The sequence below is a fragment of the Agromyces sp. 3263 genome, from assembly GCF_031456545.1.
Taxonomy (GTDB): Bacteria; Actinomycetota; Actinomycetes; order Actinomycetales; family Microbacteriaceae; genus Agromyces.
Genome location: NZ_JAVDUV010000001.1, coordinates 264,238 through 279,586, shown reverse-complemented (window position 1 = coordinate 279,586; position 15,349 = coordinate 264,238). Strand labels below are relative to the sequence as shown.

The 15,349-nt window shown below is 72.3% G+C and carries 15 protein-coding genes; 4 read left to right on the top strand and 11 right to left on the bottom strand.

Translation table 11 applies throughout. The annotated features are described in order from the left end of the window. Positions 1-6: 6 nt before the first annotated feature. Entirely contained in the window at positions 7-1,125 is a 1,119-nt protein-coding gene (locus tag J2X63_RS01340) for an NADH:flavin oxidoreductase/NADH oxidase (RefSeq protein WP_309973106.1), read from the bottom strand. Then, positions 1,122-1,757, bottom strand: coding sequence for an HAD family phosphatase (locus tag J2X63_RS01335; protein ID WP_309973104.1), 636 nt, complete (start codon positions 1,755-1,757; stop codon positions 1,122-1,124). Before J2X63_RS01335 ends, J2X63_RS01340 begins: the two co-directional genes overlap by 4 nt. A gap of 23 nt (positions 1,758-1,780) precedes the next feature. Between J2X63_RS01335 and J2X63_RS01330 the strand changes: the two genes are divergently transcribed. Beyond that, complete coding sequence (locus tag J2X63_RS01330; RefSeq protein ID WP_309973102.1) at positions 1,781-2,629, top strand: ADP/ATP-dependent (S)-NAD(P)H-hydrate dehydratase; 849 nt, start codon at positions 1,781-1,783, stop codon at positions 2,627-2,629. Between the two features lie 5 nt (positions 2,630-2,634). Here the strand turns inward: J2X63_RS01330 and J2X63_RS01325 are convergent, their stop codons facing one another. From J2X63_RS01325 to J2X63_RS01315, 3 genes are read right to left on the bottom strand one after another with little or no spacing between them, the layout of a single operon-like run. Then, a complete protein-coding gene (locus J2X63_RS01325; RefSeq protein WP_309973100.1) occupies positions 2,635-3,378 on the bottom strand; it encodes an amino acid ABC transporter ATP-binding protein in 744 nt (247 codons plus the stop codon). Then, positions 3,375-4,250 carry an amino acid ABC transporter permease gene (locus J2X63_RS01320; RefSeq protein ID WP_309973098.1) on the bottom strand — a complete coding sequence of 292 codons (876 nt, stop codon included), beginning with the start codon at positions 4,248-4,250 and terminating at the stop codon, positions 3,375-3,377. Before J2X63_RS01320 ends, J2X63_RS01325 begins: the two co-directional genes overlap by 4 nt. Then, a complete protein-coding gene (locus J2X63_RS01315; protein ID WP_309973096.1) occupies positions 4,247-5,074 on the bottom strand; it encodes a transporter substrate-binding domain-containing protein in 828 nt (275 codons plus the stop codon). Before J2X63_RS01315 ends, J2X63_RS01320 begins: the two co-directional genes overlap by 4 nt. 94 nt (positions 5,075-5,168) lie before the next feature. Here J2X63_RS01315 and J2X63_RS01310 point away from each other — a divergent pair, with 94 nt between their 5' ends. The 3 genes from J2X63_RS01310 (at position 5,169) to J2X63_RS01300 (ending at position 8,102) form a co-directional block, all read left to right on the top strand. Then, positions 5,169-6,443 (top strand): glycosyltransferase 87 family protein, encoded by a 1,275-nt coding sequence (locus J2X63_RS01310; RefSeq protein ID WP_309973094.1) that lies wholly within the window; start codon positions 5,169-5,171, stop codon positions 6,441-6,443. 15 nt (positions 6,444-6,458) lie between these two features. Further along, positions 6,459-6,767, top strand: a complete 309-nt coding sequence (locus J2X63_RS01305; RefSeq protein ID WP_309973092.1) for a thiamine-binding protein — start codon at positions 6,459-6,461, stop codon at positions 6,765-6,767. Positions 6,768-6,830: 63 nt separating this feature from the next. Further along, a complete protein-coding gene (locus J2X63_RS01300; protein WP_309973090.1) occupies positions 6,831-8,102 on the top strand; it encodes an MFS transporter in 1,272 nt (423 codons plus the stop codon). Between the two features lie 8 nt (positions 8,103-8,110). Here the strand turns inward: J2X63_RS01300 and J2X63_RS01295 are convergent, their stop codons facing one another. From J2X63_RS01295 to J2X63_RS01270, 6 genes are all read right to left on the bottom strand, one after another. Next, complete coding sequence (locus J2X63_RS01295) at positions 8,111-8,761, bottom strand: response regulator transcription factor (protein WP_309973089.1); 651 nt, start codon at positions 8,759-8,761, stop codon at positions 8,111-8,113. Then, the gene (locus tag J2X63_RS01290) at positions 8,762-10,015 is read right to left on the bottom strand and encodes a hypothetical protein (protein ID WP_309973087.1); all 1,254 of its coding nucleotides are present in this window, start codon (positions 10,013-10,015) and stop codon (positions 8,762-8,764) included. 8 nt (positions 10,016-10,023) lie between these two features. Continuing rightward, a complete protein-coding gene (locus J2X63_RS01285) occupies positions 10,024-11,184 on the bottom strand; it encodes an ATP-binding protein (RefSeq protein WP_309973085.1) in 1,161 nt (386 codons plus the stop codon). Positions 11,185-11,296: 112 nt separating this feature from the next. Next, on the bottom strand, positions 11,297-12,502 hold the full coding sequence (locus J2X63_RS01280) for a homoserine O-acetyltransferase (protein WP_309973083.1): 1,206 nt from the start codon (positions 12,500-12,502) through the stop codon (positions 11,297-11,299). 119 nt (positions 12,503-12,621) lie between these two features. Then, the gene (locus J2X63_RS01275; RefSeq protein WP_309973081.1) at positions 12,622-13,947 is read right to left on the bottom strand and encodes a bifunctional o-acetylhomoserine/o-acetylserine sulfhydrylase; all 1,326 of its coding nucleotides are present in this window, start codon (positions 13,945-13,947) and stop codon (positions 12,622-12,624) included. Between the two features lie 116 nt (positions 13,948-14,063). Next, entirely contained in the window at positions 14,064-15,266 is a 1,203-nt protein-coding gene (locus J2X63_RS01270) for an acyltransferase family protein (RefSeq protein ID WP_309973080.1), read from the bottom strand. Between the last annotated feature and the right edge of the window lie 83 nt (positions 15,267-15,349).

The window sequence follows — 15,349 nt, the reverse complement described above, 5'->3', positions numbered from 1 at the left end:
CGCTCCTCACCACTCGCCGTCGTTGACCTCGGGCCGCGCCCGCAGGTACTGCGCCGGCCACATCGACGTGCCGGCCCCGAGCTCGTGCGCGGCGCGCAGCGCGAAGTGCGGGTCGCGCATCATCGCCTTGCCGAACATCACGGCATCGACCTCACCGGATGCCACGAGCCGCTCGGCCTCGTCGGGCATGGTGATGCGCCCCACCGCCGACACGGGAACGCCGGCATGGTCGCCGACGTACTCGGCGAGGTGCGCCTGGTAGCCGGGCGCCACGGGGATGGGCGCATGCACGAGACCGCCGGTGGAGACGTCGAAGAAGTCGGCTCCGGCCTCCTCGGCCCAGCGGGCGACCGTCGCGGTCTGCGCCTCGTCCCAGCCGCCCTCGGTCCAGTCGGTCGCGGAGAACCGCACGAACAGCGGCATCCGCTCGCCGATCTCGGCACGGACCGCCCGCACGAGCTCGAGCAGCAGGCGGGCCCGGTTCTCGAGGGTGCCGCCCCACCGGTCGTCGCGATGGTTGGACAGCGGCGAGAGGAACTGGTGCACGAGGTACCCGTGCGCGGCATGGACCTCGACCACGTCGAATCCGGCCGCCACGGCGCGGCGGGCGGCCATGCGGAAGTCGTCGATGACGCCGAGGACGCCGGCGTCGTCGAGCGCCTCGGGTTCCCGGAGCCCGTCGAACGCGATGGCGGATGCCGAGACCGTCGGCCAGCCGCCCTCGTCGATGGGCTGCGAGCCGTTGCGGCGTGTGAGCTCGGGCCACACCGAGGCCTTGCGGCCCGCGTGGGCCAGCTGGATGCCGGATGCCGCGCCCTGCGAGCGGATGAACCGGGTGATGCGGCTCCACGCCTCGGCCTGCTCGTCGTTCCAGAGGCCGGTGTCGTGGTCGGAGATGCGGCCCTCGGGGCTGACTGCCGTGGCCTCGGCGACGACGAGCCCGGCCCCGCCCGCGGCCATCGCCCCGAGGTGCACCAGGTGCCAGTCGTGCGGCACGCCGTCGCGCTCGGTGACCGAGTACTGGCAGAGCGGCGGCACCCACACACGGTTCCGGATCGTGAGGTCGCGGATCGTGATCGGTCGGAACAGCGCCGGGCCCGACGCGGCCCCGGGATCGGCGCTCATGCGGCCAGCTCCCGCAGCCACGCCTCGAGCGCGGCGGCGTCCGTGAAGACGTGGCCGTCGCCGCCGACGGCGCGGGCGCCCTCGACGTTCTCGGACTTGTTGTCGATGAAGACCAGCTCCCCTGGCGCGATGCCGAGCTCGTCGATGACGTGCTCGTAGATCTCGGCGTTGGGCTTCACCATGCCGAGCTCGCCGCTCACGAAGACGCGCTCGAAGAGCGGCCCGAACGAGCCCCAGCGCAGCCATCCGGAGAAGTCGGCACCGGCGTTCGAGAGGAGCGCGAGGCGCGTGCCGCCGTCGGCGAGGGCGTGCAGCACCCGGAGCGTGCCGCCGTCGACGCTGAGCCACCCACGGTGGTCGATCGCCCACAGCTCGTGCACGTCGAGGTCGTTCCATTGGGCACCGACCTCGGCCGCGACCGCCGACCAGTACTCGGCGATCGACGCCGTGCCCTGGTCGAGCGCCTCACGATGCGCCCAGTATGCCGGCCAGAACCGGTCGGCGTCGACGCCGGCACGGGCGACGAGCGCGGCGCGGTCGGCGTCGCTCGGCGGACGGGAGATGACCTCGCCGTAGTCGAACACGACGACACGGGGGGCGAGGCTGATCGGGGCGGGGACTGTCGGCGGCATCCACCCCAACCTATCGTTGGTGGATGACCACCGGGTGGCAGGAGTGGACGGCCGAGGATGCGGCCGGATGGATCGCGGCGCCCGCGCCCGACGACGACAAGTACTCGCGCGGCGTGCTGGGCGTCGTCACCGGGTCACCCGAGTTCCCGGGAGCCGCGGTGCTCGGAGTGGAGGCGGCCCACCGCGCGGGCGTCGGCATGGTGCGCTACATCGGGCACCGGGTGCCCGCCCGCGCCGTCCTCGACCGCCGGCCGGAGACCGTCACCGCCCCGGGCCGAGTACAGGCCTGGCTCATCGGTTCGGGGATCGACCAGAACCGTCGCTCGTTCGTGCTGCTCGGCGACCTCACGCACGCGCTCGCCGCGCACGTGCCCGTCGTGGTCGACGCCGGCGCGCTCGACCTCGTCGGCACCCACACCGCGCCCACCGTGATCACTCCGCATGCCGGTGAGCTCGCACGCCTCCTCACGTCCCGCGAGATTCCCGCGAGCGTCGACGAGGTGCGATCGGCGCCCGGGGACTGGGCGGAGCGCGCGGCCGCGGACCTCCGCGTCGCCGTGCTGCTCAAGGGCGCCGTGACGCACGTGTGCGATCCCGACGGCGGCCGGTACACCGTCACCGCGCCCACGCACTGGCTCGCGACCGCGGGCAGCGGCGACGTGCTCGGCGGCATCCTCGGGGCCCTCGTCGCCACCCACCACGAGCAGATCGCCACGGATGCCACGGTGCTGACCTCGCTCGCCGCCACCGCGTCCTGGGTGCACGGCGAGGCGGCACGGCGCGCGTCCGCCGCGGTCGAGGACGGCCCCGTGACCGCCCTCGACGTCGCCGAGGCGGTGCCGCCGGTGATCGGCTCGCTCCTCGCGGGCTGAGCGGGTCAGGCGTCGGGCAGGAACCGTGCGAGGAACTCCTGCGTGCGCTCCTCGCGCGGAGCCGCGAAGAACTCCCGAGCCGGGCGGTCCTCGATGATCAGCCCGCCGTCGAGGAACACCACGCGGTCGGCCACGTCGCGTGCGAACGCCATCTCGTGGGTCGCCATCACGATCGTCGTGCCCGACTCGGCGAGCGAGCGGACGAGCGCGAGCACCTCGCCCACGAGCTCGGGATCGAGGGCGCTCGTGACCTCGTCGAGGAGCAGGAGCTTCGGCGACGTCGCGATGGCCCGCACGATCGCGACCCGCTGCTGCTGCCCGCCCGAGAGGCGGTCGGGGTAGGCGCGCGCCAGCTCGCCGAGCCCGATGGCGGCGAGCAGCTCGAGCGCCCGCGCCTCGGCCGCGGCCCGCGGCATCCGGTGCACCAGGCGCGAGGCGAGCGTGACGTTGTCGAGCACGCTGAGGTGGGGGAACAGGTTGTAGTGCTGGAAGACCACGCCGATGCGGGCGCGCACCCGGTCGGCGTCGACCCGCGGGTCGCTCACGTCGTCGCCGTCGAGGAGCACGATGCCGTCGTCGATGGGTTCGGTGAGGTTGATCGTGCGGAGCAGCGTCGACTTACCGGATCCGCTGGCGCCGACGAGGGCCACCACCTCGTGCGCGGCGACGTCGAGGTCGATGCCGCGGAGCACGACGCGGTCGCCGTAGGCGCGACGGATGCCGCGCAGCCGCAGGACTGGCGTCGTCACAGCACGCTCCCGGCCTGCTCACGCGCCCGCATGCGGGCGCTGAGCCAGTCGGTCAGCCGGATCGTCGGCCACGCGAGCAGCACGAACAGGAGGCCGGCCACCACGTACGGCGTGAAGTTGAAGTAGTGCGCGGTCTCGATCTGCGCGGCGCGCACCGCGTCGACCGCGCCGAGCACCGAGATGAGGCCCACGTCCTTCTGCATCGCCACGAAGTCGTTCATGAGCGCGGGAGTGACGCGTCGCACCGCCTGGGGCAGCACCACGCGACGCATGGCCTGGGCGTGGCTCAGTCCCAGCGACCTCGCCGCGAGGCGCTGGGACGGATGCACCGACTCGATGCCCGCGCGGAAGACCTCGGCGACGTAGGCCGAGTAGGTGAGGATGAGCGCGATCGTGCCCCACAACGCGGCCGGCATGCGCGGGAAGAAGTCGAGGCCCGGCACGCCGTAGCCGACGAGGTAGAGCACGATGATGAGTGGCATGCCGCGGAAGAGGTCGGTGTACCCCGCCGCGAGCGCGCGCACCGGGAAGAACACCGGGCCGCGGAGGGTGCGCAGCGTGGCCAGCAGCAGCGCGACGACCAGCACCCCGGCACTCGCGACCACGAGCACCTGGACGTTGAGCCAGAGGCCCTCGAGGATGCGCGGCAGCGACGCGAGGGCGACCTGCGGATCGAAGAACGTCTCCTGCACCCTCGCCCACCCCGGCGATCCGGCGAGGGTGAGCACGAGTGCGACGGCGAGCACGATCGTCGAGACGACGCCGACCAGGATCGACCGGCGCGTCTGGCGGCGGCGGAACGTGCGTCGTCCGAGCTCGAGCTCGCTCGGCTGCCACGAGGCGTCGACCACGGATGCCGCGGCATCCGTCATTCGAGCTCGGGTGCTGCGTCGTCGCCGCCGAGCCATTCGGCGGCGAGCTCGTCGAGCGTGCCGTCGGCGCGGAGTGCGTCGACCGCCGCGGTGACGTCGGCGGTGAGCGGGGAGTCCTTCTCGAGGACGAAGCCGAACTCGTCGCCGCCGGTCGTCGCGGGCAGCTGCCCGACGATCGTGCCCCCCTCGAGCTCGACGCCCGTCAGGTAGAACGCCGTCGGCAGGTCGACGACGATGGCGTCGACGGTGCCGTTCTGCAGGGCGAGCTTGGCGTCGTCGTTGGTGTTGAACACCTGTGCGCCGGCGGTCGGGGCGATGACCTGCTCGACCGCGTCGAGGCTCGTCGTGCCGGTCTGGGCGCCGATGAGCAGCCCCTGCAGGTCGGCGATCGAGGTGGCGGACGCCGCGGGGGAGTCCTCGACGGTGATGACCACCTGCGTCGTCTCGTAGTAGGGCGACGAGAAGTCGACGGACTCGGCGCGCTCAGGCGTGATCGAGAACTGCTGGAGGTTGACGTCGAAGTCCTTCGGCCCGGGCGCGATGGCCTGGTCGAACGTGGTGCGCACCCAGACGACGTCGTCCTTCGCGAAGCCGAGCTCCTCGGCGACCGCGTACGCGACCGCCGCCTCGAAGCCCTGGCCCGACTCGGGCGCGTCGTCCTGTACCCACGGATAGTACGCCGGCTCGCCGGTGCCGATGGTGAACTTGCCCTCGGTGACGTAGTCGCCCGAGGCCTCGGTCGCGCCGCCTCCGCCGGCGCAGGCGACGAGCAGCAGGCTGGCGGATGCCGCGATGGCGAGGGCGGCGAGGGGGCGTCGGCTCATGTGGTCCTCCGTGGGGATGGGCCTCGATCATCCCAAAATCAGCGACCCGTGGCGCACGCGTGGCGCACTGTGACGCTCCGCTAGGCTCGTCGCCATGACCGTCGGGGAGGTGCGCGCCGCGCCCACGCGCCGCCGCAGCCGGGTCCGACGCTTCCTCTCCGGCCGTGCCGCGCTCTGGATCGCGTTCCTGCTCGTGCACGCGCTGCTCGCCGGCCTCAACCTGTGGGCCCAGGGCGGCCCACTGTACGACGTCACGGGCGTGTACCACCGCTGGGCCGACCTCGCCGCCGACGGCATCGTGCGCATGGGCATCGACGCCCCCTGGGTGTACCCGATCCTCGCCTTCGCACCCATGACGCTGTCCCTCGCGTTCGGGTCCGAATGGTACGGGCAGACGTGGCTGGCGATGGTCGTGCTCCTCGACGCCGCGGCGTTCTCGGTGCTGCTCGGCACGCGCCGACTGTCGCGCACCCGCCGCATCGCGGCGTGGTGGTGGACCGGGTTCCTCCTGCTCCTCGGCCCCATCGCGATGGGTCGCATCGACGCGATCACGGTTCCTTTGGCGCTGACGGGCCTGCTGTGGGCGGCCGGACGGCCGCGCGTCGCGGCGGCCCTGCTGACCATCGGCGCGTGGGTGAAGGTGTGGCCGGCCGCGCTCCTCGTCGCGCTCGTCGTCGCCTCGCGCAAGCGGTGGGACGTCGGAACGGTCGCGGTCGCCCTGAGCGCCGGGATCCTCGGGGTGAGCCTCTTGGCCGGGTCCGGGCTCAACGCGCTGGGCTTCGTCGCCGAGCAGGCGGGGCGCGGACTCCAGGTCGAGGCGCCGCTCGCCGTCGCCTGGCTGTGGCAGATCGTGGCGGGGTCGAGGAACGTCGAGGTCGTGTACGACCGCGACATCCTGACCTTCCAGATCTCGGGTCCGGGCGCGGATGCCGCGGCCGCCCTCACGACACCGCTGATGGCCGCGGGCGTGGCCGTCGTGCTGCTCCTCGGCATCAGGGCGGTGCGCCGCGGCGCCGCGTTCGGACGCGTGTTCCCGCCGCTCGCGCTGTCGTTCGTCGTGGTGCTGCTGCTCGCGAACAAGGTCGGGTCGCCGCAGTTCATCGCGTGGCTCGCCGCGCCCGTGGTGCTGGGGCTCGTGCTGCGGCCGCGGCGATTCCTCGTGCCGGCCGCGCTCGCCGCCGGCATCGCCCTCCTCACGCAGGTCATCTACCCGTACTGGTACGGCTGGCTGCTCGCCGCCCATCCGGGGTTCGTCCTGGTGCTGACGGTGAAGGTGCTGCTGATGGCCGCACTGCTCGTGTGGGGCATCCGCGCGCTGTGGCAGGCTGGAACCACCTGGGATCGGCGCGAGCCCGCACCGGCCGCCTGAACCGGAGGAGGAATCATGCTGGTCGCATTCTCCGTCGCCCCGAGCGGCGGAACGGAGGGGCCCGAGGGGTCCGTGCACGACGCGGTGGCGGCGGCCGTCAGGATCGTGCGCGAGTCCGGGCTGCCCAACCGCACGACCTCGATGTTCACCGAGCTCGAGGGGGAGTGGGACGAGGTCTTCGACGTCATCCGTCGCGCGACCGAGGCGGTCGGCGCGTTCGGCCCGCGCGTCTCACTCGTGCTCAAGGCCGACATCCGCCCCGGCCGCACCGGTGAGATCGACGCGAAGGTCGAACGGCTCGAGCGGGCGCTCGACGAGTCGTGAGCGCCTGAGCCCGCCGCCCGACCGCCGGTATCGAATCGATTCGATCCGTGCGAGAATCAAGGGGTGACCCACTTCCATGACGGGCCGACGACGTTGTCGCCGGCCCGCATCCGTTTCGCGCTGCTGGCCCTCGCCCTCGGCGGCTTCGGCATCGGCTGCACCGAGTTCGTCGCGATGGGCCTCCTGCCCGATATCGCGAAGGACCTTCTGCCCGGGCTCTACGCGCAGTCTCCCGAGGAGGCCAACGCCCGGGCCGGATGGATCATCTCCGCCTATGCGCTCGGCGTCGTCGTCGGCGCACCCACGATCGCCGCGGCCGCCGCGCGCTGGCCCCGCAAGCGCCTGCTGCTCGCCCTGGTCACCGCCTTCACGCTCGGCACCATCGGCTCTGCCGTGCTGCCGACGTTCGAGCTCGTCCTCGTCGCCCGCTTCATCGCCGCCGTGCCGCACGGCGCCTACTTCGGCATCGCGTCGCTGGTCGCCGCGAGCCTCATGGGCCCCGGGAAGCGGGCCCGTGGCGTCGCCCTGGTGCTCTCGGGCCTCACGATCGCGAACGTCATCGGAGTCCCCGCGATCACGTGGCTCGGACAGGCCGCCGGCTGGCGCATCGCCTACCTCGCGGTCGCGGGCATCTTCGCGCTCACCTTCCTCGCGGTCCTGCTGGCCGTGCCGTGGCAGGCCGGCGACCCCGGTGCGACGATGCAGCGCGAACTGCGTGCGTTCGGCCGCGCCCAGGTCTGGTTCGCGCTCGGCATCGGCGCGATCGGCTTCGGCGGCCTGTTCGCCGTCTACACGTACGTCGCTCCGCTCGCCACCGACGTCACGGGCCTCGCCCCGGCCATGGTGCCCGTCGTGCTCATCATGTTCGGCATCGGCATGACCGCGGGCAACCTCGCCGGCGGGCGACTCGCCGACTGGAGCGTGCGTCGCAGCATGTACCTCTTCTTCGGCATCCTCGCGGCCGCCCTGGTGCTCCTGGGCTTCACCGCCGCGAACCCCGTCGGACTGTTCACCGGCGTCTTCCTCGTCGGCGCCGCCTCGGCCGCCCTGTCGCCGACCATCCAGGCCCGGCTCATGGACGTGGCGCGGGACAGCCAGTCCATCGCCGCCGCGCTCAACCACTCGGCCCTGAACATCGGCAACAGCGTGGGCGCACTGCTGGGCGGACTCGCCATCGCGGCGGGCCTCGGCTACGTCGCACCGATCTGGATCGGGCTCCTGCTCACCATCGCCGGGGTCGCGCTCGCCGTCGCCTCGTTCTCCCTCGATCGCGTCCGAGGCCGGCGCGGGGTCGTCGTGCCCTACGCCACGGGCGCCGTCGAGGTCGTCGAGTAGCGCATCGCTCAGTCGGACTGCAGGAGGATGCCGTCGAGGATGGCCCGCTTGCGCAGCGCCACCTTCGTGCCCACGTCGAAGCCGGCGATGCGGTACTTCTCGCGGATGCGCTTGAGGTAGCTCTTCGCGGTCTCCTCGGAGATGCCGAGCTGGAACGCCACGGCCTTGACCGGCTGACCCGCGCCGTAGAGCGCCATCACGCGCCGCTCCTGCGCGGAGAGCTTGGGCACCGCGCCGTCGTCGGCGAGGGTGAGCTCGAGCTCGGGCGTGAGGTAGGAGCCGCCGGTGCGGGCCGCGCGGATCGCCTCGATGATGTTCTCGACCGGCTCGGACTTGACGAGGTACCCGAGGGCACCGGACCCCAGCGCCTCGCGAACCACGGCGGGCTCGGAATAGGTGCTCATCAGCATGGTCTGCACGCCCGCGGACTTCAGCATCGACAGCTTCAGCGAGATCGGGATGTTGTCGCGCAGGTCGAGGTCGAGCAGCACGACGTCGACGGGGAACTGCGGGTGGGCCAGCAGCTCCGACCACGAGGGGACGGCGGCGACGAGGTCGATGTCGGGTGCGGCGCCGCGGATCCACTCGGAGAGTGCCCCGAGCAGCATGCGGTGGTCGTCGACGATCGCCAGCCGGATCGGTGCGTCCGTGTCTGCCATTCAGCTTCCCCTCGATCGTGCGGCCCCACGGGCCGGTGGCCCGCCGGGGCGGGTGCTGTGCGCCACCCGGCAGGAGACGTCGACCGTGAAGCCGTCCGTCCGTGTCACCACGTTGTGCTCTCCGACACTACCGATAGCGTCCCACGTCGCGGGGTCGACGCGGCGTCGTGCAACGCCCGACACGTCGATCGACAGGTCGAATGCGACATCCGGTGACGCCTCGTCGGCGGTCTCCCGGCAGGCGAGGTGCACTCGGACCGGGGTGTTCGCCCCCTTCGGATGCTCCGCGACGAGCAGCCAGAGCGCCAGCAGGAGGCCGTCGCGCTGCGACTGCGTGAGGAGTCCCGCGGAGCCGACCGGGTCGTCGACGGTGACCTGCCCGTTGAGGTACGCCGACTCGGTCACGGCGTGGCGCAGCCACGTGTCGGTGCGGCCCTCGATGAGGCGAACGCGCAGCCGCGCGGCGAGCGTGCCGGCCTGCTCGGCCGCGTCGTCGGGAAGCGGGATGGCGATCCGGCCCGAGCCGACGTCGTCGAGCAGGGTCTCGGCGTCGAAGTCGAGCTGGGCGAGCTCCTCGGACGCGCGCATGCCCACCGCCGAGCGGGACGTGGCCACGGTGGATTGCACGAGCGAGAGGTCGAGTTCGCGCCCGACGAGCCGGCGGAACCCGTCGGTGGCGAGCGCCACGAGGACGAGCGGGAAGGCGGCCGTCGCGGCGACGGCGATGCCCGTCACCACGTCACGGCCCGAGGTGCCGACCTGCACGAGGGCCTCGACCGCGAGCACGATCGCGATGACGGTTCCGACGGTGAGGGGCACGCGCGTGCCCCGGATCGCGGCGACGGGCATCAGCACGGCGCCGGCGGCGGCCGCGGCGGTCGGCGTGATGCCCAGGTCGATCAACCCCGCGGTCGCCGAGACGTCGAGCCAGACCGGGGCCACGAGCCCGACGAGCAGCACGACGTAGAGCCAGTCGGGGAGCGTGCGTGTCGCGAACCGCGACACCACGCCCACGCCGACGACCACGGCGAGCGCGATCCAGGCCGCCCACGGGCTCGGCCCGGGCGGGAAGTACGGTGCAAGCGCCACGGTGTGCAGGAGGTGCGCGACGATGATGAACCCCGCGGCGATCGTGACCCCCGTGGCGAGGCGGCGGCCGCCGTGGCTCTCGCGCACGTCGCCCGCGGCGCGCACGGCGCGCGCGGAGCGGGCCGGGCGACGGAACGTGTGCTCCCGGCGCGGCGACTCAGACATCGACCTGGTCACGGCTTCGGCACCTCGAGCATCACGGTGGTGCCCGAGCCGGGCGACGAGAAGATGCGCGCGCGACCGCCGACGGTCCCCAGCCGGCCCACGACCGACTCCGCATAGCCCAGGCGGGCGCCGTCGACGGACTCGGGCTCGAACCCGTGCCCGGCGTCGGTGACCATCGCGCGCACGGTGTGGTCGTCGTCGGTGACCGTCACGTCCGCCTCGTTGACCCCCGAGTGCCTGCGGACGTTCTCGAGGCACTCGCCGAGCGCGCCGAGCAGCGCGTCGAGGGTCTCCCTGGGCAGGGCGAGCTGTCCGGCTCCGTGCCAGTTGACGTCGAGTCCCATGCGCGCGAAGCGCTGGCGCACCGACTCGAACGTCGTGCTCAGCACGTCGGCGTCGGTCGACTCGGGGGAGAAGATCGCGGTCGATCCGGCGTCGAGCGGCGCCCCGAGTCGCAGTTGGCGCAGCAGCCGGGCATCGTCGCCCGCCTGCTGCCGCAGCGCCGACTTGCCGACCCCCACACCGGAGTGGGCGAGCAGCGACAGCGTGGCGAGCACCGTGTCGTGCAGCACCCGCGCGTCCTGCCGCTGCTGGGCCTCGAGCTCGCTGGCGAGGCGCTCCGCCTCGTGCGCGCGCCCCACCTCCTCGATCCGCACGGTCGCGTCGGCGATGGCGCGGTCGATCCACGCGCCGAGGGTGGTGCACGCGCCCCAGCCGGCCGCCGTGACGACGGCGACGGCGCGCAGGTCGTGGCCCCACCCGGAGACGATCCACAGCGCGGCGAGCACGGCCGCGGCCAACCCGGCGACGATCAGGCCGCCGCGGCGGCGCACGACGATGGGGAGGGCGACGGATGCCGCGGCGACCCCGCACATCGCGCTCATCGCGGTGGTCGTGGGCGCGTCGAGCACCGACGCCGAGCCGAGCACGACGACGAACGCGATGGCGCCCGCCACGATGCCGATCGCCGGCAGCATCGCCCCCCGAGCAGTGGACAGGCCGACGAGCACGGCGACCAGCATGCAGATCACCGATCCCACGGCCAGCTCCGCGGGCGTCGCGACGCCGGGGATCAGCAGGCACGCGAGGGCGCTCGCGGTGCCGACGAGCCCGGCGACGCGGGCGAGACGTCGCAGGAGCCGGTCGCGTTCCTTGTGGATGCGCTTCACGCCACCCCCTCGCAGCGTCGGGCACTCATGACAGAGGGATGCCGACACTCGAACTGTAGCGGAGTCGGCACGGATGCCGCGTCTCCTCCGCGGTGCGCATCACTGAGGAGGCTCAGGCGACGAGAAGCCGGCGCAGGGCGTCGCCGACGGCCTCGTGCTCGATGAGGAACGCGTCGTGCCCGTATTCGGAGTGCACGAGCACCGGTCGGTCGCCGTGCACGCTGTGCCGCAACCCCGCCGCGATCTCCTCCTGTCCCTCGAGCGTGAAGTAGCGGTCGCTGTCGATGCCCAGCACGAGGCTCTTCGCGCGGATGCCGGCGAGTGCCGCAGCCACTCCGCCGCGGCCACGGCCGAGGTCGTGCGAGTTCATCGCCTCGGTGAGCACGAGGTAGCTGTTGGCGTCGAAGCGCCTCGTGAACTTGTTGCCGTGGAAGTCCAGGTAGGACTCGACGGCGAATCGGCCGCCGCCGCCCAGTGGGTCGAGGTCGGACTGCCAGCTCCGCTCGAAGCGGAGGTTGAGTTCGGCGGCGGTGCGGTAGTTGAGCATCGCCATGCGCCGAGCCAGCGAGAGGCCCCGCGTCGGGCCCTCGCCATCGGGTGCGTCGTAGTAGTCGCCGCCGCGGAACGCCGGGTCGGTGCGGATCGCCTCGATCTGCACCGAGTTCAGCGCGACCTGGTCGGCGGTCGCGGCGGCGGGAGCGGCGAGCACGGCGATGCGCTCGACCGCCTGGGGCGCCATGACCGCCCATTCGAGCACGTGCATCGCGCCCATGGAGCCGCCGACGACGGCGGCGAACCGCTCGATGCCGATGGCTGCGGCGAAGGCGACCTGCGCGCGCACCTGGTCGCGGATCGTGAGGAAGGGGAACCGGGTGGCCCACTCCGCGCCGTCGGGCGCGAGGGAGGCCGGGCCCGTCGAGCCCTGGCAGCCCCCGAGCACGTTCGGGGCGACCACGAAGTAGCGGTCGGTGTCGATCGCGAGGCCCGGCCCCACGACGCCGGGCCACCAGCCGGCGCTCGGATGGGCGGGGCCGGCCGGACCGACGACATGGCTGTCGCCGGTGAGCGCGTGCAGCACGAGCACGGCGTTGTCGCGCTCGGGCGAGAGCCTGCCCCAGGTCTCGTAGGCGATGCGCACGCCTGGCAGCGCGCCGCCCGCGTCGAGGGGGACGTCGCCGATGCCGACGAACCGTCGGTCGCCGACCGGGTCGCCCTCCCGCCAGGCGCCGGTGGCCGGCGCTCGCCCCTGCAGCGCCTGTGCGCGCGCCTCCGACACGATGCCCGCGGGCACCGCGTCGGCGGTGGTCTGCCAGTCCATGTCTCGATTCTCCCGAACCCCGGCCACCGGGACGCGTTTGTTACGCCCGGCACCCCGTGCGACGACGGATGCCGCGGGCACGTGCGGCCCGCGGCATCCGTCGTTCGTGTCGGCCGGGGTCAGACCCGGGCGGCCTCCGTGGCGGCGCGCGCCGCGGCCAGGCCGGCCTCGAGGTCGGCCTTGAGGTCGTCGATGTTCTCGATGCCCACCGAGAGGCGCACGAGTCCCGGCGTGACGCCGGTCGTGAGCTGCTGCTCGGGCGTGAGCTGCGAGTGCGTGGTGGAAGCCGGGTGGATGACGAGCGAGCGCACGTCCCCGATGTTGGCGAGGTGGCTGAACAGCTGCAGGTTGTCGACGAGCGCGCGACCCGCGTCGACGCCGCCCTTCAGCTCGAACGAGAGCACCGCGCCGACGCCCTTGGGCGCGTACTTGTTCGCCGCGGCGTACCACGGGCTCGAGGGCAGGCCCGAGTAGTTCACGCTCGCCACGTCGGGGTGGTTGTCGAGCCACTCCGCGATCTCCTGCGCGTTCTGCACGTGGCGCTCGATGCGCAGCGACAGCGTCTCGATGCCCTGGATGAGCAGCCACGCGTTGTTCGGGGCGATCGCCGCGCCGAGGTCGCGGAGCAGCTGCACCCGCGCCTTGATGACGTACGCGAGGCCGTCGCCGACCGCGGCCGTGTAGCTCGCGCCGTGGTACGACGGGTCGGGCTCGGTCAGGCCGGGGAACTTCTCGACGTTCTTCGACCACTCGAACGTGCCGCCGTCGACGATGGCGCCACCGATGACGGTGCCGTGGCCGCCGAGGAACTTCGTGGCCGAGTGGATCACGATGTCGGCGCCGTGCTCGAACGGGCGGATCAGGTACGGCGTGGCGATCGTGTTGTCGACGATGAGCGGGATGCCCGCGTCGTGCGCGACTCCGGCCACGAGCTCGATGTCGAGGACGTTGATCTTCGGGTTGCCGATGGTCTCGGCGAAGAAGAGCTTGGTGTTCGGGCGCACCGCGCGGCGCCACTCGTCGGCGTCGTCCTGGTTCTCGACGAACGTCGTCTCGATGCCGAGCTTGGCGAGCGTGTACTTGAAGAGGTTGTACGTGCCGCCGTAGATCGACGACGACGAGACGATGTGGTCGCCCGCCTGGGCGATGTTCAGCACCGCGAACGTCTCGGCGGCCTGGCCCGAGGCGACGAGCAGGGCGCCGGTGCCCCCCTCGAGCGCGGCGATGCGCTCCTCGACGACGGCCTGCGTCGGGTTCATGATGCGCGTGTAGATGTTGCCGAACTCGGCCAGCGCGAAGAGGTTCTGCGCGTGCTGCGCGTTGTCGAACACGTACGACGTGGTCTGGTAGATCGGGGTGGCCCTGGCATGGGTCACCGGGTCGGGGGCTGCGCCTGAGTGCACCTGCTTCGTCTCGAAGCGCCAGTCGGCGGCATGCTCTGCCATGAGGTCTCCTTCTCGGTCGGGTGTGCGGACCCGCCGCAACCGCGAGCCACGTTACGTCCGCGCCGAGAGGGCGGCAACGGATGCCGACACACGGCGTCATCGGGCGACGGCCCGCGTCACGCCTGGGGAGTCGGGCCCGGCCGCGGCGGATCCTCGGGTCCGGCCGACTCGGCCGGCGGCGCCACCGGAGGGGACGAGTCCTGCGCGACGGGCGGGGGCGGGGGCATCGCGCCGGGCGGCAGCACGAGCGTGCCCGTCGCGGTCGCGGGCTCGGCACGGAACAGCCACCTCGCCCGCGGCTCGACGAGCGGCCGGAAGACCCGGCGCACCGGCTTCAGCGACAGCACCACCGAGATGCCGATGCAGAACAGGATCATGGCGGGCAGCACCCAGAACGGCTGGCGTCCGTGCAGGAGCGGCGTCTCCCGGAACGGGAAGAGGATGAACGTGTGCAGCAGGTAGATGTACATCGTGGCCGTGCCGAAGGGCGTGAACCAGCGCGACCCGCGCGGCATCAGCACGAGGAACGCCACCGCGAGCAGCATCGCGGAGAGCAGCAGCACCAGCCGGATCGCGCCCGACCACGGGTCGTCGTAGCCGATCGCCACGTACGCCTCGTCGTAGAGCATGAAGCGCCGGAGCTTCAGGTCGCGCCACGTCTCGATCGCGAACGGCATGAGCAGGAGGACGCCGGCGAAGAGGGCGATCGCGCCGGCACGCCAGCGCCAGGCCACACGTGACGGCAGGTCGAGCCACCGGCCGGTGAGCTGCCACTGGCGCAGCTTCCACCCGAACACGAAGAACGGCAGCATGCCGAGCGTGCGCGAGATCGCCAGCGTCGAGTCGATCGTCTCGGTGTACCCCGCCCCGATCGAGATCGCGACGGCGATGAGCAGCGGGTAGCGCAGCAGCACGAGGTAGGGCAGCACGATCCGCCAGATCGCCAGCGCGATGAGGAACCACAGCGTCCACGACGCGGTCGTGTAGTCGAGGCTGAACTCGCCGCCCAGCGCCCACTTCACGACCGACCAGATGGTCTCGAAGATGAAGTAGGGGAAGACGATGTCGGTGAGGATCTGTCGCAGCGATCTCGCATTCGGCGGCCCCGACTTCGCGAAGTAGCCGCTCACCGTGACGAAGACGGCCACGTGGAACGAGTAGATGAACAGGTAGACGCTGTACGCGATGTCGTCCTCCGCGATGAGCGGGAGGATGCCGTGGCCGATCACCACGAGCGTGATCGCGATCCACCGGGCGTTGTCCCACAGCGGGACCCGCCGGCGCTTCGTCGGGGTCGTCGGGTGCGGCCTCGTCTGCATCGACCCATTCAACCGCACCGGTTCGACGGATGCCGCGGCGGCAGCTCCACGCGTCCTGCCGGTGCTGTGCCGGATCGGACCGG